Origin of the sequence: Paenibacillus sp. yr247 (assembly GCF_900103825.1) — a bacterium.
Taxonomy (GTDB): domain Bacteria; phylum Bacillota; class Bacilli; order Paenibacillales; family NBRC-103111; genus Paenibacillus_E.
This window is the reverse complement of sequence record NZ_FNIF01000002.1, coordinates 584367-604275: the sequence shown is the minus strand read 5'-3', so window position 1 is coordinate 604275 and position 19909 is coordinate 584367. Positions and strand designations below refer to the sequence as shown.

At 34.8% G+C, this 19909-nt stretch carries 15 protein-coding genes; 13 read left to right on the top strand and 2 right to left on the bottom strand.

From position 1 onward, the window contains the following. Positions 1-5 precede the first annotated feature (5 nt). A complete protein-coding gene (locus tag BLT91_RS07555) occupies positions 6-227 on the top strand; it encodes a hypothetical protein (RefSeq protein WP_090818909.1) in 222 nt (73 codons plus the stop codon). 137 nt (positions 228-364) lie between these two features. Further along, on the top strand, positions 365-1123 hold the full coding sequence (locus BLT91_RS07550; protein ID WP_090818906.1) for a C1 family peptidase: 759 nt from the start codon (positions 365-367) through the stop codon (positions 1121-1123). 41 nt (positions 1124-1164) lie between these two features. Here BLT91_RS07550 and BLT91_RS07545 read toward each other — a convergent pair whose 3' ends face one another. Next, the gene (locus tag BLT91_RS07545) at positions 1165-3684 is read right to left on the bottom strand and encodes an O-antigen ligase family protein (protein WP_090818903.1); all 2520 of its coding nucleotides are present in this window, start codon (positions 3682-3684) and stop codon (positions 1165-1167) included. A 248-nt stretch (positions 3685-3932) separates the two neighbouring features. Between BLT91_RS07545 and BLT91_RS07540 the strand changes: the two genes are divergently transcribed. The 11 genes from BLT91_RS07540 to BLT91_RS07490 all read left to right on the top strand — a co-directional run bounded on the left by BLT91_RS07540 (position 3933) and on the right by BLT91_RS07490 (position 18029). After that, the gene (locus tag BLT91_RS07540; RefSeq protein WP_090818900.1) at positions 3933-4760 is read left to right on the top strand and encodes an ABC transporter permease; all 828 of its coding nucleotides are present in this window, start codon (positions 3933-3935) and stop codon (positions 4758-4760) included. Beyond that, entirely contained in the window at positions 4750-6018 is a 1269-nt protein-coding gene (locus BLT91_RS07535; protein ID WP_090818897.1) for an ABC transporter ATP-binding protein, read from the top strand. The genes BLT91_RS07540 and BLT91_RS07535 overlap by 11 nt, the downstream gene beginning before the upstream one ends. A gap of 14 nt (positions 6019-6032) precedes the next feature. Then, complete coding sequence (locus tag BLT91_RS07530) at positions 6033-8240, top strand: methyltransferase domain-containing protein (protein WP_090818895.1); 2208 nt, start codon at positions 6033-6035, stop codon at positions 8238-8240. Between the two features lies 1 nt (position 8241). After that, the gene (locus BLT91_RS07525; protein ID WP_090818892.1) at positions 8242-10284 is read left to right on the top strand and encodes a glycosyltransferase family 4 protein; all 2043 of its coding nucleotides are present in this window, start codon (positions 8242-8244) and stop codon (positions 10282-10284) included. Positions 10285-10311: 27 nt separating this feature from the next. After that, positions 10312-11892, top strand: a complete 1581-nt coding sequence (locus BLT91_RS07520; protein ID WP_090818890.1) for a glycosyltransferase family 2 protein — start codon at positions 10312-10314, stop codon at positions 11890-11892. 58 nt (positions 11893-11950) lie between these two features. Then, positions 11951-14395 carry a DUF6020 family protein gene (locus BLT91_RS07515; protein ID WP_090818886.1) on the top strand — a complete coding sequence of 815 codons (2445 nt, stop codon included), beginning with the start codon at positions 11951-11953 and terminating at the stop codon, positions 14393-14395. Positions 14396-14434: 39 nt separating this feature from the next. Next, positions 14435-15157 (top strand): glycosyltransferase family 2 protein, encoded by a 723-nt coding sequence (locus tag BLT91_RS07510; protein WP_175532141.1) that lies wholly within the window; start codon positions 14435-14437, stop codon positions 15155-15157. A gap of 16 nt (positions 15158-15173) precedes the next feature. Continuing rightward, positions 15174-15542 (top strand): DUF2304 domain-containing protein, encoded by a 369-nt coding sequence (locus BLT91_RS07505; protein WP_090818881.1) that lies wholly within the window; start codon positions 15174-15176, stop codon positions 15540-15542. A gap of 11 nt (positions 15543-15553) precedes the next feature. Next, positions 15554-15907: an EamA family transporter gene (locus BLT91_RS07500; RefSeq protein WP_090818875.1), complete on the top strand. Its 354-nt coding sequence runs from the start codon at positions 15554-15556 to the stop codon at positions 15905-15907. Positions 15908-15939: 32 nt separating this feature from the next. Then, positions 15940-16683 carry a sugar phosphate nucleotidyltransferase gene (locus BLT91_RS07495; RefSeq protein WP_090818872.1) on the top strand — a complete coding sequence of 248 codons (744 nt, stop codon included), beginning with the start codon at positions 15940-15942 and terminating at the stop codon, positions 16681-16683. Positions 16684-16811: 128 nt separating this feature from the next. Further along, complete coding sequence (locus BLT91_RS07490; RefSeq protein WP_090818868.1) at positions 16812-18029, top strand: acyltransferase family protein; 1218 nt, start codon at positions 16812-16814, stop codon at positions 18027-18029. Between the two features lie 1041 nt (positions 18030-19070). Here BLT91_RS07490 and BLT91_RS07485 read toward each other — a convergent pair. After that, positions 19071-19715, bottom strand: a complete 645-nt coding sequence (locus tag BLT91_RS07485) for a flavin reductase family protein (protein WP_090818865.1) — start codon at positions 19713-19715, stop codon at positions 19071-19073. Between the last annotated feature and the right edge of the window lie 194 nt (positions 19716-19909).

Here is a 19909-nt window from a genome sequence, read left to right as displayed (position 1 = left end):
ACGAGATGATACATGAGATGATGCATACAAGCAACGAAGCAAGTGCACCTGAAGCTGCTGGCTCTATGGAGAAGACAAAGCCTAGCCGTCAGGTTGGCGACGTCCGTGCACGCCGCAGCAAGGCTGCTAGGCAAGCACAAGAGTCGTTACCTTTTCCAGGCACGGAACAGATGTCGCCTGCATGGCAGCAGCTCTATGCTGCTGTGAGTAAGTCTCTGGTAGAATAGAATGAAATGGGAAGCCATCGACTGATATCCACTATGGGATAACGGTTGGTGGCTTTTTTCTATGATTCTAGCGAACTATATACATATATTAGTATAAAATGTATAATTATGTATCATGTTGGAAAGGGTGTGTGGTTATGTCGAATCGTGTGTTCCCTTTAAAACGAGAAAAGCGTGATTTACGTGATTATCATTTTATGAGCACAGCGTTTAAGTCCCCGAGCGAGCTGCCCAAGAAAGTTGACTTGCGCTCGAACATGTCCCCCATTGTCGATCAAGGTGCACTCGGAAGCTGCACGGCCAATGCTATAGCAAGCGGGCTTCGAGAGTATTTGCTCGTAAGCAGTCAGGAGAAGTGGACAGCCCTTTCTCGGCTTTTCCTGTATTGGCACGAGCGCGAGCTCGAAGGCCATGTGGATGAAGATTCAGGAGCTTATATCCGCGATGGCATGAAAGTGCTGCAGAAGATCGGTGTTTGTCCGGAGGCAGATTATCCCTACAACGTTGCTGATTTCAGAAACACGCCAGATCGAAAAGCAGAACAGGATGCAGCCAATTACAAAATCAGCGAATACCATCGGATTACGGACTTATATGCACTCAAGGCAGCTCTAGCCGAGAAATCGCCCGTTGTTATTGGCATGATGGTGTACGAGAGCTTCCAGTCCCCTGAAGCAGCCCAAACCGGCAAAATCCCGATTCCGAAGAAGAAGAGTGAACGTATGTTGGGCGGACATGCCTTGCTTGCAGTTGGTTATGTGGACCGTGGCCAATCAGGTTATGTCATCGTGCGCAACAGCTGGGGCGAGGCCTGGGGAGATCAAGGTTACTGCTATATTCCTTATAAAATGTTTCAGGATCCGGACTCTGTGATGGATATGTGGACGGGACGGTAAATGAAATGGAAAAGGCACCACATCACTGTGGCGCCTTTTTCCTATTTCAACTGAAAATTAGTAGCTATGATTGCATCAATATTCTGTTTCTCCGCTGGATCCTTGGCAATAAGCTTGTTCAACAAATCATTGTCGTTAGTTCCTTGCTTCTGAAGCGCAGCCAGATACCATCTGGTGACGACCCGGTTCGTCTGATCATCGAATTTATCATTCACATACGGTTTAAGCGTATTAGCTGCACCCGCATAATCACTGCGCATGTAGTGCACTTGACCAACGTTAAGCGCCATACTAGGCGTTACAGCAAATTCGCGTCCTTGTGCTTGTTCCTTAGGCAGATTCTTTAAGGAATCAATGCGAGCCAGAACTTCATTGTAAGTGGCGAGTACATTATCGAGCTTTTTATTAGCATCTTGTACATTTTTCTTTTGAATGTCTTGGTTTGCGAGCTCGATATCTAGAGACATGCTTTTCTCATAGAGATCAATATACCAAGGATAGTTAGGAATCTGAGCGTTGGACCAGTCTAACGCTTCTTGCTGCTTCCCTTTGATGAGAAGCATATTGAGCTGCTGCATCGCCACCAAGCGGTTATGCGGCTCTTTTTTCAATAACTGATTAAGAAGATCTTGGGCTTGATTGAAAAAAGCTTCACCCTTCTTCGGGTCTTCCTTCTGCATCTGATTAGATACTTGAAGAAGAATTCCGATTCTGTTGACCTGTCCTGTTAACAAATAGTCTGGATGAGCAGGATGAAGAGATATCGCTTTGTCCAGCGGAGTTACGATCTGGTTGTAATCCAGACTCTTTTTGACGACTTCAAGCGTTTGCTTATAAGAACTATTCGCCGAGACTAGCTGAGCCGAGATATAAAACATCACAATCGATACAACAGCCAGAAGAGCTGGGAACATTTTGTGGAGCGCAACCGAATCAGACTTAAGATGCAGCGGAGCCGAAGAACTGTTACTCAACATCCCGCCTAGTGCAAGGAACAAAATAGCACCCAAATACACATAACTCAAATCAAAGTCAATCATACTGTGAACCAAGAGTGAAATCGTTACGATAAAAAATAGGAAGTGCAGATCTCGTTTCTCCTGTGAACTTCGGATGTAGCTTCGTATATAGAACACCATGACAGCAATTACGAAACCAATGAAGGCGAGGAATCCAAGTGCCCCAGACTCAACCAAGTATTGAAGAGCGAAGTTGTGGGCCTGACGACTCGTGTATGGGTTGTTTTGATACTTTTCATATAAAGAAGACCAAGCGCCACCGCCTGCTCCGATAATCGGATAATCCGACCAAAGCTTCACAGCATCTTTATAAAAAGTACCGCGCTCCAGAACGCTGTGCTGTTGGAAGTTAATGTTCTCTAGACGTATTTTGACATTGTTGGGAAGGATATTTTTCAAACCTGTATCTCCGAAGAGAAGAACAGCTCCAATTACACCCACGATAATAGCAGCTACAGGGAGAATGAAAGTAGCATACTTCTTAGCATCGAAACGAGCTGTTACTCGCTCTATCCAAGGAGCTCCGAAGCGTTGAATAACTATTGCAAGTGCAGTGAAAACTATCGAAGTTAGAAGTAAGATCCACCAGCCGTGCCAAGATTCTGATGCACTAGGCTGTTTTTGTAATCCAATCCCGATATCTGTCACTTTTTGTAGAATGGCTAATGATGCTGCGAAAGCTAAACCAAATTGTATAAGTGCTAGAATCTGTCTACTAATCGAAAAGAAGAGAAGCATGATCAAGAAAACAACCGGAATGACCACAATCGCACCGCGAGAGAGCGTCAACCAGAACGAAACAATGATAGGCACCAACATGACCGTATGTGGTAGAACTACGTACCATTTGCGAGACTTAACAATGAAGAACAGTGCACCGAGCGATAACGTAATTAAGAAGGCGGCATACGTATTTGCATATTGGAAAACAGATGTGAGTCGGAGACCGTTGGAGTCCGTCATAATCGCATCACGGTATAAATAAGGGTTGCTTCCATCCATGAGAGCAAACCATCCAACCAGGTGCCCAGCGAAGATTCCGTTGCCTAACCAGTACAATAGTCCAAAGAGGACTATGAAATAACCGGAAATGATTAACAAGCTGGCAAGAATCGACGTGCCAAGCTTGTTTTTTGTCAGAAATACACCTAAAATGAAGAAAGTTGCATACAGCATTTGTATATAGATCATATTTGTTGCCAAATAATGTGATGCTGCATTCGACAAAGAAATGACATAAGTTAATGGCATCATTAAGACAAGAATCGTAAGAACATCTTTTTGTTCCTTAAGCTTGAATACAAAGAAAGCAAGGATTGCAATTAGCAGTAAAATGATGGAGGACCACACCGAGGCCGAGTAGATTGTTCTCTCAAAATCGTAAGTCCCACCATTAAACAACGCCCGTTGAAACGGCGCCCAGAACATAAACAAGCCCGTAAACATTACTAAAAACCAAAAAATAACAGAGCTCTTCTCTGTCGTTATCGTCCCATTCGCTTTTGCACGCGAAGCCGCGTAGGCATTCTTACTTGCACTCATGACAAACAGTCTCCTTCTTCGCTAAAGTTCGACTTTATTTTAGCATACTGGAAGGGGGTTTCCAAATGTAATTGTAATGAATAAAGACTAATAAAGTGTATTCTGAACCTAAGTTGTATTTACAATATTTTGGTTTTTAGAGAATGGCAATAGTCCACCAATTCAATAAGTGTCCAAGTATCGCAATACTCATTGTTAAAATATTATAATCGTAACCAAATAACTCATTTAGATTAAAGAGGTAACTAATGGAAACCACCAAGTTATTTAATAGGGTAGTGAAATATTTTCTTTCATTATATGATTCAAGAAATCTCTTGTATGAGTTTACCAAAAGAGACTTTCAACAGAGATATAAAGGGTCATTACTGGGAATGGTATGGGCATTTGTTTCACCATTGCTCATGCTTACTGTGTATAGTTTTATTTTCGTTATTGTATTTAAATCGAAATGGGGGAATGATACTGGAAGTAGTGATATGTTCTATACACTTATGATTTTCGCAGGATTAATACCATTCAATATATTTGCTGAATCTGTTAATCGTTCTGTTAATTTATTGAGCCAAAGTGCTAACTATGTAAAAAAAGTAGTTATTAAATTGGAAATTCTACCAGCAAGTATAGTTCTTTCATCATTATTTAATAGTTTATTTTCGATACTACTTTTAGTATTAGGTAAGATTGTTTTTTTAAATACTCCTAATTGGTCATTAATTTTTGCCCCATTGGTTCTATTACCAATTGTGTTGTTGTCTTTGGGAACAGCATTACTCGTTTCCGCTCTAGGGATCTATCTAAGGGACTTAGTTTACATTGTTAGTTTATTAATAAATATTTTATTTTATATGTCGCCTATTTTTTATTCTACAGATTTAATCCCTAATAAATTTAGATTTCTACTTGAATTAAACCCAATAAGCCCGATTATTACTTTGTACAGAGATGTTTTTATTAAGGGGCAGTTATTTTCATTAACAAGTTTTATGGCATCATGTCTGATATCTATGATTGTTTTATTAATTGGATTATCAGTTTTTCATTTTTTAAGGAAGGGATTCGCCGATGTCATCTAATCATTTTGCAATAAGAGTAGATCAAATAAATAAGGTCTATAAAATGTATCATTCGCCGTCTGATAGATTAATTGACTTTTTCAATAAGTCAGGAAATAAAAGATTCGAAACTTTTCATGCTCTGCAATCTGTTACCTTTAGTGTGAAAAAAGGCGATACAGTAGGAATTGTTGGTAAGAATGGCTCTGGAAAATCAACTCTTTTACAAATTATTGCTGGTACTGTAACTCCTACTTCAGGTACCATAGAAACTTTTGGGAAAGTGGTTGCACTTCTTGAATTAGGATCAGGTTTTAATCCTGATTTCACTGGAAGAGAAAATGTTTATTTAAATGCAGCTATGTATGGAATAAGTAGGGAAACTATAGAAAAAAAATTTGAAGAGATCGAAATGTTTGCCGATATTGGGGAGCATATTGATCAACCTGTTAAAACTTATTCCAGCGGAATGTTTGCCAGACTTGCGTTCTCTGTGGCAATAAATATGGAGCCAGATATATTAATTGTTGACGAAATATTAGCAGTCGGAGATGTTTCATTTCAAGCGAAATGCGTATCTAAAATGAGACAGCTAAAAGATCAAGGTATAACGTTGTTGTTTGTCAGTCATTCTGTAGATTCAATTAAATCAATGTGCAACTCTGCTATTTTACTAAAAAATGGTAAGCTAATAGAAGAAGGAACTGCTGAGAAAATTACGAATCGATATTTGGCTATGGTTCGAGAGGAAATGAATGAGAGTTTTGACGAAAAAAAAAATAATGAATATGAAGAAGAGGTTGAAAATCAATCTGCTGTTGAATTGGACGGCTTTAAATACGGTACAGGTGAGGTCAGATTTACAGATATTTGCATGATTAATAATAATAATGAACAAAGCAGAGTATATGAATTCGGTGAGCAAGCTACTTTAATGTGTGAAGTTTGTTCAGATATTTCGATAGATAATATTAATTTATCTTTTCTAATAAGAGATATCACTGGCATTGACTTATTCGGTACAACTATGTTTGATGAAAAAGCACCACTTGTCTCTCTTAAGCCTAAAGAGAAGAAAAAAGTTTTCTTTTCTTTTCCTATTCAGCTTAGGCAAGGTAGCTATTCAATATCGGTTGCGGTTAATAGGGTGACAAGTGCAGATTATTCAGATGTTTATTTGTACGAGCAAATTGATGGGGCAACTGCATTTGAGGTATTTCGAAAGCTGGATAGACCAGTGCATTACAAAGTACATTATCCCATAGAAATTAAAGTTTAGGGGTGTTAAGTTTAATGACTTCTCAAATATATGAAAATGAATCATGGTGGCAACAAAATGGATTAGGTTGGGCTGATGAGGTTGAAAAAAGAAGATCTCTACAACCGCTTTATGGTATTCAAGAAGTAGTATTGTCCAGCTTTTTCTCGAAAATGCAGAAACATACTAAAGTGTTAGAGTTCGGAGTTGGTTTTGGCAGGCATGCCGAATACTTAGATGAGATTTCTAACATCGAATTCTATGGAGTCGATCAGAGCCCAACTATGCTAGAAAGTTTAAAATTACGTCTACAGCATAAATCCGATCTACTTAATCGTATATCCTTAATTGAGCCCAGAACGAAGTTGCCTTTTCCTGACGGTTTTTTTGATTTTGTGTTCACTGTATCAGTTCTAATCCATATTCGTCCAGACCATCTCGGGGGTATTTTAAGTGAATTAACTCGTGTATCTAAAAATGGAATTATTCATTTTGAAAATAACTTTACTTCAAATTCGGAATTGAAATTTCCTGATCACAATGGGTGTTGGCAGCATTCAATTGTTCAGGAATATGAAAAATTGGGTTTAGCTTGCGATCTAATGACAAAAGCAGCTGATGAGCAAGATATATATTACACGCACCTTTCAGGAGAATGGGATAAAGCGAAACTTGAAAGTAATGTTATGTTTTCAAGATTACATAATATGGACCAACGAATTCGCCCAAGTATTTTATCTTTTGAAGGTGAAATAGGTTGGCGAACTGAAGAATTAAAAGTACGTATTGAAAAAGAATTTCAAACGCAGATTGAGATTGACTCATTGAAAAAAAACTATGAAGAAGAACATAAGGCAAAGGAAATACTTGAAAAGTATTCAAAAGATCTCCAAATAACTGTCTTTCAATTAAATGATGAAGTAAAGTCCAGTAACGAGAAACTAACTGAATTTCGATATCAAATTGATAATGAACGTCTCTTAAATGAACAGCTCAAAATCGAGTTCGATAAATTAAGATCTCAAGGTATTTATTTAGAATCACGACTTCATGAAATTGAGAACTCTCTTGCTTGGAGACTGATTACTAAATTAAGGGGAATGGATAGTTTTTACCGTATGTCGAAGCCACTAAGAAAAATAATTCATGCGGTTAGAAGAAAAAGTTCCCGGGATAGTGGGAAAAGTGTAGTGATTGCACCGTTTTCAAGTCATCAGGAAAATATCATTGCTGAAAAGAAGAATAATGATTTACGAGATATATTAAGTGAAATCCCACTTAAATCTCACATTTCAATTTATCACCCAGAATGGTTAGGAGTCTCACACTCTACTAAAGAGTTATTTCCATTTACTTTGCCCATAAAGGAACTGCATGATATTGAGGAAGTTTCTTATTTAACAAAATTGATTTATGAAAGAGAACCCCTTAGTATTACTTATAGTGGGTTTGCTATTGGTTATTTCCAACTCGCTAAATCTTTGAAAAAACTCAATCCAAATATTTCTTTGAAAGTATTGTGGCACGGCAATACAACACATATGTATGAAGATTATTCTTGGGGTAGATATCAAGAAATAATTCAGCTTTGCAATGAGGGTATTTTAGACGGATGGGGATTTGCAAAAGAAAGTATGGCTGCTTTGTATGCCCATAAAGGCTACCCTAGTTTCTTTATAAATAATACCGTTAATATTGATTTAGAGAGAGTAAAAAAATACAAAAAAATACAAAATGAAAGAATTAGAATTGGTGTTTACGCTTCAGGGAATACATGGAATAAAAATGCATTCACTCAGTTGGCTGCTGTAGGGTTGATAGATAATTCTCAAGTAAACGCAATTCCATATACATCTAGAATGAAAGCATTCGCTGAGCAATTAAACATTGATTTTCAAGGGAGAGAATCAGCGGTTTCTCGTGATGAGTTGCTTAGTATTATGGGAGATAACGATATAAATTTATATGTTACTTTTTCAGAGTGTGCACCATTGTTGCCATTGGAAAGCATGGAGATGGGTGTTCCTTGTTTAACAGGGCCAAATCATCATTATTATAAAGGTAGTGAACTTGAAAGCTTTCTAATTGTCAATGAACCAGATAATCCTGTCGAAATTGCTAGAAAAATAGAAAATGTAATCAAAAACCGTGACTTGATTATGGATTTGTATCAAGTTTGGAAAAAGCAAAACAATGAAAAGTCTAAGCAAAGTATAATGGAATTTCTTGAGGGAGCCCATTAAAATGACTAGAACATATGTTTTTCTTTCTTATGAACTAGCGCCAGTAAATGCAGGTGGGTGCGGTGTTTTTATTCAAAATGCATTACAAGAGTTGTTGGAAGATGATAATAACCGAATTATGCTGATTCTAGATATGCCTAAGCACGAATGTGAGAAATACGAAAAGCTTCATCAGCCGAGTCTCCCGAATTCTAAAAATCTTTCTCTTTATTGCCTTTCGGAGTTATTACATGATGATCCTAATTGCGGAGAACAATATAATAATATTTTCTTGCAAAAAAGTTATCGTTTTTATATAGGGCTTCGTAAGTTAACTTATCTAAAGACGATCGATTATGCTGAATTTTTTGATTATGTTGGAATCGGTTATTTTTCTTTTCGTGCGAAAAAATTTGAAGGTGAATTTTTAAATACCATATTATCTGTTCGGGCCCACTGTACAATAGATCTAATGGATATGGAGCAAGTACCTAATGAATTTAGTATAAATAAACTTGAGATGTATCAAATGGAGAAAAAATCCATTCAATCTGCTGATTATGTGTTAGTACCTTCTTCTGAATGGGGGAATTTGTATGTACAACGCTATGGTGTAGACCAAGACAAGGTTATTGTTTCTCCTCCGCCGGTAAAAAAGTGGGAAGAAGTTAAATATATTCTCAACGAAACTCAACAAGATGTGTTGTTTTATGGACGTATATTCCAATTAAAAGGAGTCGACGTATATGTTGATTCCGCTGTCTCTTTTATGTCCAAATATCCGAATAACAAATCTATATTTTATCTAGTTGGCTATGATGGATTAGACTCGTTAGGTCAACCTTACAGTAGTCAGTTATTAACACGTATACCTGAACATTTAAGAAATCGATTTATTTTTACAGGACAAATTAATCGAACAGAATTGCAAAAATTGTTGCAATCTATCCGTTTTGCAATTTTCCCTAATTTAGTAGAATCTTTTTGTTATAGTATTCATGAATTGTACTCTTTGGGTGTTCCAATCATTGCTAATCAAATTCCAGCATTTAATGATTATTTTCGAAATGAAGAAAACGCATTAACGTATAATGGAACATCAATAGAGCTTATTTCCCAAATGGAGAAATTGTTCACTAATTCAAATCTGCGAAAACAAATTAGCTCGCCTTATGCTTTTTTTCAAAATAATCTTTTTGAAATATCTTATAAAAATATGCTGAAAACAAAAAAAGAGGATATTTCTCATAATAAACCATGGAAATGTTCTTTAGTGGTTCTACAAGAAGAACAGTCGATTAATAAGAATTTAATGTTATTGCTTGAGCATTCAGAAATTGAATATGAGAAAAGTTATCTATTAACATTGGAACCCCCAGGGACTCCAATATTATTCCTAGGGAAAACGCGGTACGCAAAACGGTTTGATGGAAGCGTAGATCATGAATTAGTACTAGAATCATTTGTATTGACTTGTTATTCCGATGATATAATAGAATCTTCCTATATTGATCGAGTAAAACATATATTTTCTATACAACCAGAGCTTTATTTTGTGGGATGTCGATACAAAAATGATCAAAATTCTCCAGAATTTGACTTATATGAGGAAAACATGTATTTTGCATGTAATAAATTAACAAGGTCAATTATTCGAATTGATGAAAAATCTAGCAATCTAAGAAATGTTTATAAAACAAGTTTAGGGGCTCTTGGTGAGTGGGGATTACTTAATAATAGTTATGGCTATACCATACCAGAAGAGTTTATCAACTTGGGCAAATCAGTATTAGAAATAAAAAATGAGTATTATATTTATAACTTACATCGTTCTACTGCTAGTGGTGAATGGAATCCTTATATTTTATATCCTTTTGCATATCAACTTTCAATGGATAAAAGTAGGAATGAGATAAAAAAAACAAAGCGAAGTAAAATGAGAACCTACTATTACAAACTAAAACACAAAGTAGATGGAATGAGTGGATTTAAAGGGAAATTAGCCGTTGTAATGTTACGAAAAATTAGCAGTGTGGTAAAAAAATGGAGCATTTTTTTGCAATAGTATTTGATATATGGTGGTGGTGATAAGATGAATATCTGGTATGTACACTCAGTAAATAATAATGAACGTTTACCAATACCACTGGATAATTGGCTAAATAAACATGTAAGCAAAGTTTTTCTTCACCCATTAGTAGCCAATCGAGAAGATTGGTTTAGTGCTAAGGAAATTCATATGTTCTCTGAGGAGCAGGTCCCAGTAGGAGTTCAGTTAGGTAAAGCATTCGCTCGTTCCTATGCTTTAGCAGATAGTATATTGAATGAATGTCTTTCTAACAGTGCCTCGGTTAATTCGCCTACAATCATTATTATAATGCAAGATGAGGTACTTCCATATTTCATATTGCAGCACAGCTGGGGATTAAATCCTCAGCTTTCCAACGTTTACTTTATAACATTACATGAAAAAACAAAATTAAATGAATTACAATTTCAATTTCCAGAATATTGGATCAGACAGATGGAAAAGCAATGTATAGCCTCCTCACATTATGCATTAACGTGGGATGTTAATATATTTAATACAATGCATTTAAAAGGTTTTACAAAAGTTAAGTATTTGGAACCAGAAAAACCTTTAGATAACGATTGGAATAAGCAATTAATAAAATGGTGCACAGATCAAAATGAAGATATGGAAAGTTACCCACTTAATGCAAGTATTCCTACAAAAATAAATTCAATCAAACATCATGAAAAAATCCTCTTATCAGTAATTATACCCTATTACAATTTAGGATACTTTTTAATAGAAACAATCGAAAGTATTATTAGTAGTACATATTTAAATCTTGAAATAATTTTAGTCAATGATGGTAGTAATGATCCTGAAAGTATTTCTATATTAGAAGAAGTTAAAGTAAAATATAAATTATTACAAGTTGTAACCATAAGAAATCAAGGTTTAGCGAATGCGCGTAATGTAGGAGCGCAGATGGCGAAAGGACAGTATATATCTTTTCTTGATGCAGATGACAAGATAGAACCTATTTATTTTGAAAGATGTATTCAAATATTAAATAAATATCAGAATGTTTCTTTTGTATATTCATGGGTGAAATATTTCGGTTTGAAAGAGGATGTATGGATAACATTCAACACAGAGCTCCCATACTTTTTATTATCCAATATGCTTAGCGCATTTGCAGTTATCCGAAAAGAAGATTTTTTGCAATATGGGATGAACAAAATTGGGATGAATAAAGGCATGGAGGATTATGAGTCATGGATATCAATGTATCGAAACGGCTGTGCAGGAGTAAGTATCCCTGAGCCATTAGTAAATTACCGTATAAGAAATAAATCCATGTCTCGACAATTTAATCGTAAAATCGTAAATGAGTTATATTTTAAATTAAGCCAATATCATTGTGATTTATATGAAAAATATGGTTTTGAGTTGTTTAATTTGATGAATGCTAATGGTCCTGGTTATTTGTGGAATAATCCAACTATTTTGTATCCCAATATCGGCTTTGTTCTAAATGAAGATGATGACAAGATTGAAAATAATATAAAATACGAACTTATGAGAATTGCCAATTCAAAAATAGGAACATTTTTAATTGAATTGATGCTTAAATTGAAAATTAACAAATTGTTTAAGTAACTCTAGAACTAAATAAAGGAAATATAAATAAAAGCGTTATAAAAAGGAAACTATCAATATGAAGAAGTTAATAATTTTTTTAATAATTATTTGTAATTCTATGTATTTAACACAAGTGGTTAAGCATTTAATAAATTCGAAAATACAGTATACTTTTGTGTTTTTTTATTTTATAGCTATTTTTTCTATTATTTTTCATTTCACTTTTAAATATTTTTCAAATAGAAAAATTAGCTATAACTTAACAAAGAAAAATCTGTATATTTCAATAATTATCGCACTTTTACTTGTAATAGCGGGAAATGAATCATTTATTATTTTTGGAAAAACAACATCTACTGTCGAAGTTACTGCTACAGGAAACAAAAATAATAATTCAAACGGAGCAGAGGTTTGGTTAACAGCTATCAATATAGATGGAAATAGCCTAGTGCTCTCTTCATTGCAGCATCCGGAAGGTTGGGAATTTAAAGAAGGAGCGCTATTGAGTTATAAAGATCAGCCTTCGACAATAAAGTTGAGCTTACCTCAAGGAAAAAAAGTTTCACTACAATTTCTAAAGCATGATTGGTCAGGTGAAGTATTAATAAAGGATGGATTTAATCAAGAAATAGTAGATTTATTTTCTAAGAGCCCATCATCAGATTACAAGTATAATGTAACCGGTAACAAAGTTGCTGTATCTTCAGGAAATTTATTAATAAATTATTCTCTATCAATTATCTTATTAGCAAGTATAATTTTCTTGTTATTAATGTTATCAATTAATAATTCAATTTTTTATTCGATTTTACATATATTGATAATGTATTGTTTGAATAATTATATCAAAATCGATAAATATTCAAGTATAACAATATGTATCTTTGAAATATCATTAGGAATTACCTATATTAAATTTATATATAACAAAAAAATGCAAATTCAATTTCCAGAAAAAAGAACATTATTATTTATGATATTTCTATCATTCTTAATTTCATCTTCTCTAATAAGTAATATTTTGTCTTTTGAATTATCAATTAAAAATATATCTATTTTTGTTCTACTTAATTTATTAATAACTCCAATTGAAATAGTTATATTCAGTATAACTAATAACAAAATAATGGAAATTACTTATGCATCAGATACATCTAAAATGAAAGTTTTAATGTATGCTTTACCATTCTTCATAATTAGTCAAATTTATTGGTTAAGTTTTTATCCTGCTACCATGAGTCCTGACTCAATTGATCAATGGAATCAAACAATTACAGGGAATTTCACTGGTTCTCATCCAATATTTCATACTTTTTACATTTGGATTATTAAAAAAATATGGGGATCACCAGCTTCAGTGGCATTAGTTCAGATAATTATCTGTTCTTTAATGATTGGATATATTTCTTATTATTTGGAGAAGATCGGCATAAAAAGGAGGGTTGTTTTATTAATTAATCTAATTTATAGTATTAATCCTGTTAATAATATTATGTCAATTGCCTTGTGGAAGGATATACCGTTCTCTCTCTGTTTATTATTAATAACAATACTTTTGTTGAAGCTGTATATTTCAGATGGTTTATGGCTGAAATCCGTAAAGCACCAATCATATCTAATAATAACATTAGCATTAATTTATTTATTTAGACATAATGGAGTTATATCAGTTCTAGGTAGTATAATTATTTTATTTTTACTTTATAAAAAATATTGGCGAGAACTATTGAAAATTAGTTTATTTATTGTTGTAATTATAGTTTCTGTGAAATTAATAATATCTTTCATTTTTAATGCTACGCCAGGACCAACTTATGGATCGATGGCTTTTCAATTACATCAAGTTGGAACAATGGTTCATAGTGATGTGGTCTTAACAAATAAAGAAAAAAATGTTTTGGAAAAAATTATGCCTTTAAAGTATTGGGCTGGTGGTGATAATTATGCTAAGTATGATGTTGGTTATGTGTTGTTTAACAATATATTCAACGACCATACTTTCAAAGAAAATAAAAATGAATTCCTCAAAACATGGATAGAATTAGTATTAAGAAACCCAAAAATAGCATTTAATGATTGGACAAGTATGACTTCTCTTATATGGCAAATTAAACAACCAAACGATGGTTACACTTCAACTGCCATACTAGATATCTACCCAAATGAACTCGGACTTAAGCAAACAAGCTTGCTACCGAATACTCGTGATATTTTAATGAAAATTGTAGGGTTCACATCTTCTAGTGAACACAACTGGATGTTTTGGAGACCAGCAATATCTATATATTTAATGATCTTTTTTGGGTTCCTTTTCGTTAGGAGAAATACATATAAAGCAATAATAATTTTTGTTCCTATTTTGGCGCAAATAGCTGGAATTATGCTGGTAATTCCTGCTCAGGATTCAAGATATTTTTATTTTTGTTCACTTGTATTACCAATTATTATTTTACTTTCCCTTTATAAAGTACCAAAAGTAAAGTCTACTGCTTTAGATGGAAGTTTTGAATTAAAACTTTAGACAAATAATGAAAGAAAAATTAATAAGGAGGATATAATTTTGAATGATATATTATTGATTATTCCAGCTTATAACGAAGAAAAGAATATACTCAAAGTTGTACAGGAGATTAAACAAGATTTGGACTTTGTAGATATTCTGGTGGTAAATGATTGTTCAATAGACAATACTCTTGATATTTTAAAACAGACTAATGGTATAAGCTATTTATCTCTTCCAGTTAATCTTGGATATTCGGGCGCCTTACAAACAGGTTTCAAGTATGCAGTAGATAAGAATTATCAGATCGTTATACAATTTGATGGTGACGGACAACATATAGCCTCAGAGGCCAAAAAGTTAGTAGATATAATGGAAGAAAACGATGCTGATATTGTAATTGGTTCGAGATTTAAAATGAAATCGAGCTATAATCATAGTATATTCAGGAAAATAGGTACAACAATTTTCAGGAAAATTATCAAGTATATTTGTAAAACGGATATTACTGATCCAACTTCCGGTTTTCAAGTTCTAAAACGAAGAGTATTCATGAAGTATGCGATGATGAATAACTATCCTGAATTTCCCGATGCAAATTTAATAATTGAAATGCTCTTATCAAATTATAAAATTATTGAATATCAAGTAGAAATGAGAAGTAGAGAATTTGGCGTGAGTATGCATAGTGGGATATTAAATCCAATTAAATATATGATTAAAATGATGTATGCTATTCTTTTAGTGTTAGTACGTGGTAGAAAGTTTATAAGAGAAATTTAAAGGTAGAGGTCAGGAGATGGCTTTAGTGATTACCAATTTATTTTTTGCAATATTAGGATTGTTTTTAATTGTATATGTCTACAACAGAGTTAAGAAAAATCTTTTCTCTGAAAAAGAAAGTATTTTTTGGATGTTAGGTGCAGTAATGGTTTTTGTATTATCAGTATTTCCCAAAATTATAGATTTTTTTTCTAACATCTTAGGAATTAGTTACCCTCCATCTTTACTGTTTTTAATTACAATGATATTTACTTTGTTTTTACTTTTTAGACAGAGTCAACAAATTACATTAATAAATGATAGATTTAAAGAACTAGTACAAAAGAATGCTATCTTAGATCAAAAGGTAAGAGAGATTTCAGAGAGATTAAATAATGCAAATTAGGAGTTTGAAAAATGAACTACATTTATTTATTATTAAATGTTCTAATGCTTGTAACCGGTCAAGTTTTGTTTAAATTAGGACTTGCTAAAAATGGTGGAGTTACTTTTTCAAATGCTTGGAAAGCAATTTTTACACCATTTATTTTCACTGGTCTTACACTATATGTCATGACAACGCTTTTATGGTTTGTAATTTTATCAAGAATGCCACTAAGTATAGCATATCCCTTTCAAAGTCTGTCTTACGTATTTGGTTTGATAATTGCATTTTATATATTCAAGGAACCAGTATCAATTACAAAATGGATTGGGGTAGCTATTATTATTCTTGGAGTTGCATTTATTGCAGCTGATAAGAACTCATAATAGGCTTTTATAAAATATTAGGGGGGTTTGATATGAAAGGAATAATTCTGGCAGGTGGTACTGGTTCTAGATTATCTCCATTGACGAAAGTAACAAATAAACACTTACTTCCTGTAGGAAAATATCCAATGATCTTCCACTCTGTGGCTAAGTTAAAGCAAGCAGATATAAGCAATATTCTTATTGTGACAGGTAAAGAACATATGGGTGATGTGGTGAATCTTCTTGGAAGTGGCCGAGATATAGGAGTAACCTTCACTTATAAAGTACAAGATGAAGCCGGGGGTATTGCGCAGGCCTTAGATCTGGCGGAGCATTTTGTGGGAAATGACAAAATGGTCGTAATTCTGGGTGATAATGTTTTTGAGGAAAGCATCGTTCCATTCGTAAATAACTTCAGATCCCAAAAAACTGGGGCTAAAATTCTTATCCAAGAAGTTCAAGACCCTCAAAGATATGGAGTTGCTGATTTGCAAGGAGATAAGATCCTTTCTATTGAGGAGAAACCTCTAGAACCTAAAAGCAATTACGTAGTAACTGGGATTTATATGTATCATAACTCAGTATTTGATATTGTAAAAACACTCAAACCATCAGCCCGAAAGGAATTGGAAATTACGGATGTAAATAACTCTTTCATCGAAAGAAATGAACTCACCTTCGATATTCTTCACGGATGGTGGACAGATGCTGGTACCCATGCTTCGTTAGCTAAAGCCAATGAATTAGCAAAGGATTTATTTTTCGGTGAAGAGTTTGGAAAACTAAAATTATAAGAGTAACAGACGTGGCTATTTTATGGAACGTCAAGTACGATGTAAATATTACGTGCTAATTGAACTATATTTATTTGTATTTAACATAAAGGTATATATGTTGATATATGTAATCATGGAGGACGATAATGTCGAGAAAACTAGTTGGTATACCTATTGAGGATGATAGTAGAGCGTCTAAATACTTGGATTTTCTGCGGTTTTTTGCGGCTTTAACTGTTTTAGTTCAACATTTAAGTCCCACTTTTGGCGTAGCAGGTGCGCCCCCAGGCACAGGGGTTTGGTTAAAAGATTTTATCAAACTATCAATCTATGAATGGTCACAAAGTGGATTTAAGTTCGTAATGGTGTTTTTCGTGTTAAGTGGTTTCTTTGTATCTTCGAGCGTACTCAAGATGATTGATAATGATCGTTGGTCGTGGCGTATATATCTAACAAATCGATTAACACGTTTATGGATTGTTCTGATACCCGCATTGTTGCTGACTGTCGCGTGGAAGTATATACAGTATCATTTATTTGGCATGGGTGATGAGAGTCTGATAACAACAGACTTACGATGGACCACTTTCCTTGGCAATGTATTTTTCTTGCAAGGAATACGCGGTGTTCATTTATTTGGTCATAATGGTCCTCTATGGAGTCTCTCATTTGAGTTCTGGTACTATATATTATTTCCTTGTATAGTTCTGGCTATTAAATCACCTAAATGGATTACAAGGCTGATATACACAGTAGCAACTGCAGTTATCGCATGGTTTGTTGGTATTGGAGTTATCGGTATGTTTCCGGTTTGGTTGCTTGGATCGCTACTTGTCATGGTAAGAACAATTCGCATTAATTCTGTATTAATTGCCACAATGTTAATATTAGTATCTTTAGCATTAGACGTTCTGTCGGTAAATAGTACAATTTATAACTATCTATTGGGATCACACATACCCATAGTGTCTAATCCGCTTTCGCTTATTCCTGCACTTCTTCCAAACATGGTGGTAGGTATATCATTTTCTATTACCATATACCTCGTATTATGTTTTTTTAACAACAAATCATTACAAGTTTCAAGTTGGAACCCCTATCGAAAATTAGCTGGATTTTCTTACTCACTTTATCTTTTGCATTACCCAACTATGGATTTTTTCTATGAATTAAAACGGTCCAAATGGTGGCACTTCCCACGAGAACTAAACTTTTATCACTGGTTTCCTGTGGTTGCTTTAATCGTTATTATTTACTCATGGATAATATCACTCTTAACTGAGGCTCGTACAGACAAGTTGAGAAGATTCATCCTTAGATTGATTAGTAATAAAAATGAAATAGGTAAAGTGAAAAATATTTAGTCTGGACAACAAATAAATTAAATGGTCACACAAAATAAGCCAGTTGGGAAAGCATCCCGCAAGGCATTTTTGTATTTAAAAATCCTTACTCAAACCGTACCTCTCTGTATTACAACAACATGACTATCGTGGTAAATATCAATAAAGTAATCTAGTCCATTTTTCCACTTATACAAATAAACCGCCTATACGAGTTCTGGTGTTCTCCAACCAAAGAATGTAAGTTCACGATATCGGCGGCTTGCTCCCCTATGAGCGTAACCCATGGGGCAAAGTGGACATGAGGGATATGATTGCACCGCAGATTATGCTGAACAAGTATAGCGAACTTGGATTGGATATCATGGCTAAGTAATACGCTATTGTGTACGAGGAGGGCCAATTAAAGTTTTATCTGCTCTTATCGAACGCAGGGGGAGGTACCTGAGTGGAGAAATATGGGATCAGCTATAACGGAGTGTTAGAAGTAAACAAAAAAAGCCCTCAATCCTATTTTGAAGTGCACCCCTTAGTACAGACATTGGAAAAGCCCCCTGGTTAATCCGATGAATTCTAATGGGTGTATTTTTATGGGGACAACAGGACAAAAATATAAAACTTATTCAGAGTAGACGAAGCGCGAGTCTATTCGGCTGCATCTGGTGGAGAAATGGACATATCGAAAATCACGGAACATTTAGATATCCAGGATAAAGATCGTGTTGAAGAGATGGATGCGGAAATATCGTCAACAGGGTGAATATTTCAGCGCGGTAGAGCCGCTCGGTTAATGAGTGAGAGCCACGATGTTAATAAATTAGAGCCGCCATGTTAATGAAGAGAGCCACCCCGAAATGAAGTGGCTTCGGCGTGCAGGTTACGTGTTCGAATAAAATAAAGTAATAGACTGAAATTGTTGATTTGATGCATTTTTAGAGATGAAAAACGCTAGCTTTTGAGAAATAAGTGTTAGACTGAACTGGACAGAGAGGCAGCGGCAGTTCTAAGATTCATAAATAAAGTCATAGAATGCCGCAGCTATGATTCAACTATCGTTCCAAGTTAACTTAATGCTCGTGAGCCTTTATTACGGGATGCCGGACCGAATACCGGGGCCAATCTGGATGGATGCAATTTACCACTGAGTCCGTAAAATTCACAGAAGTTCATAATCAGTGGGTTCCATTTATCTGGATCAATATAGTTGTTCTCCCCCATCATTATAAGCTTTTCATCAATATGCACTCTAGTGATGGCAACCTCGATTGATGCTAGCAAGCTAGGTTCGCTGAAGTTATGTACTTGGGTGAGAGTTGCCTCTAATTGAATCGGACATTCCGCAACACGGGGTGCCTTAACCAAATCGGAAGGCTCCGGGGTGAGTTTGGCCGTTCCAAACTTATCGGATTCGTAGGAGTATCCCATCTGCATTTTGGACTCGGGCACAGGATTCACGCCGGTAAGCAAAGCCAGTCTGTCAACTGCACTAACAAGGTCTGCTGAGGGAAGATTCAGTACGCACTCTTTTTCGCGAATGAGATTCTGCACGGTTTTGGATCTGCGGCTCATACCGAGCATACAAGATTGGTTTAACCACCATGCTGAAGACATAGGGGCTAAATTAGCTGAACCATCTTCGTTTAATGTACTTATGAGGACGACAGGGGTTCCGAAATAGAGAATTTTAGGCTCGATAACTTTATGCATTTCAAAAACACTCCTCCTTCACTATGTTATATCTCATGTTTTGTCGTGTTATTAGCTATCAATTATGTCCTCAAAAGTATAACACTCGTGTTCGTGCATAAATAGCTTTCGGGAATAAGATAGCAATTTTTCGAAAGCCTGACACATGAAATCTCGCATTTTCGTTTGTCATGATGAACACTCAATGCAAAGTA

Excerpts from the sequence above, each read along its gene's own strand:
- BLT91_RS07485 (WP_090818865.1), bottom strand. The coding sequence starts at position 19,715 with ATGCATAAAGTTATCGAGCCTAAAATTCTCTATTTCGGAACCCCTGTC.
- BLT91_RS07535 (WP_090818897.1), top strand. The coding sequence starts at position 4,750 with ATGTCATCTAATCATTTTGCAATAAGAGTAGATCAAATAAATAAGGTC.
- BLT91_RS07500 (WP_090818875.1), top strand. The coding sequence starts at position 15,554 with ATGAACTACATTTATTTATTATTAAATGTTCTAATGCTTGTAACCGGT.
- BLT91_RS07495 (WP_090818872.1), top strand. The coding sequence starts at position 15,940 with ATGAAAGGAATAATTCTGGCAGGTGGTACTGGTTCTAGATTATCTCCA.
- BLT91_RS07525 (WP_090818892.1), top strand. The coding sequence starts at position 8,242 with ATGACTAGAACATATGTTTTTCTTTCTTATGAACTAGCGCCAGTAAAT.
- BLT91_RS07550 (WP_090818906.1), top strand. The coding sequence starts at position 365 with ATGTCGAATCGTGTGTTCCCTTTAAAACGAGAAAAGCGTGATTTACGT.
- BLT91_RS07505 (WP_090818881.1), top strand. The coding sequence starts at position 15,174 with ATGGCTTTAGTGATTACCAATTTATTTTTTGCAATATTAGGATTGTTT.
- BLT91_RS07545 (WP_090818903.1), bottom strand. The coding sequence starts at position 3,684 with ATGAGTGCAAGTAAGAATGCCTACGCGGCTTCGCGTGCAAAAGCGAAT.
- BLT91_RS07490 (WP_090818868.1), top strand. The coding sequence starts at position 16,812 with ATGTCGAGAAAACTAGTTGGTATACCTATTGAGGATGATAGTAGAGCG.
- BLT91_RS07530 (WP_090818895.1), top strand. The coding sequence starts at position 6,033 with ATGACTTCTCAAATATATGAAAATGAATCATGGTGGCAACAAAATGGA.
- BLT91_RS07540 (WP_090818900.1), top strand. The coding sequence starts at position 3,933 with ATGGAAACCACCAAGTTATTTAATAGGGTAGTGAAATATTTTCTTTCA.
- BLT91_RS07515 (WP_090818886.1), top strand. The coding sequence starts at position 11,951 with ATGAAGAAGTTAATAATTTTTTTAATAATTATTTGTAATTCTATGTAT.
- BLT91_RS07520 (WP_090818890.1), top strand. The coding sequence starts at position 10,312 with ATGAATATCTGGTATGTACACTCAGTAAATAATAATGAACGTTTACCA.
- BLT91_RS07555 (WP_090818909.1), top strand. The coding sequence starts at position 6 with ATGATACATGAGATGATGCATACAAGCAACGAAGCAAGTGCACCTGAA.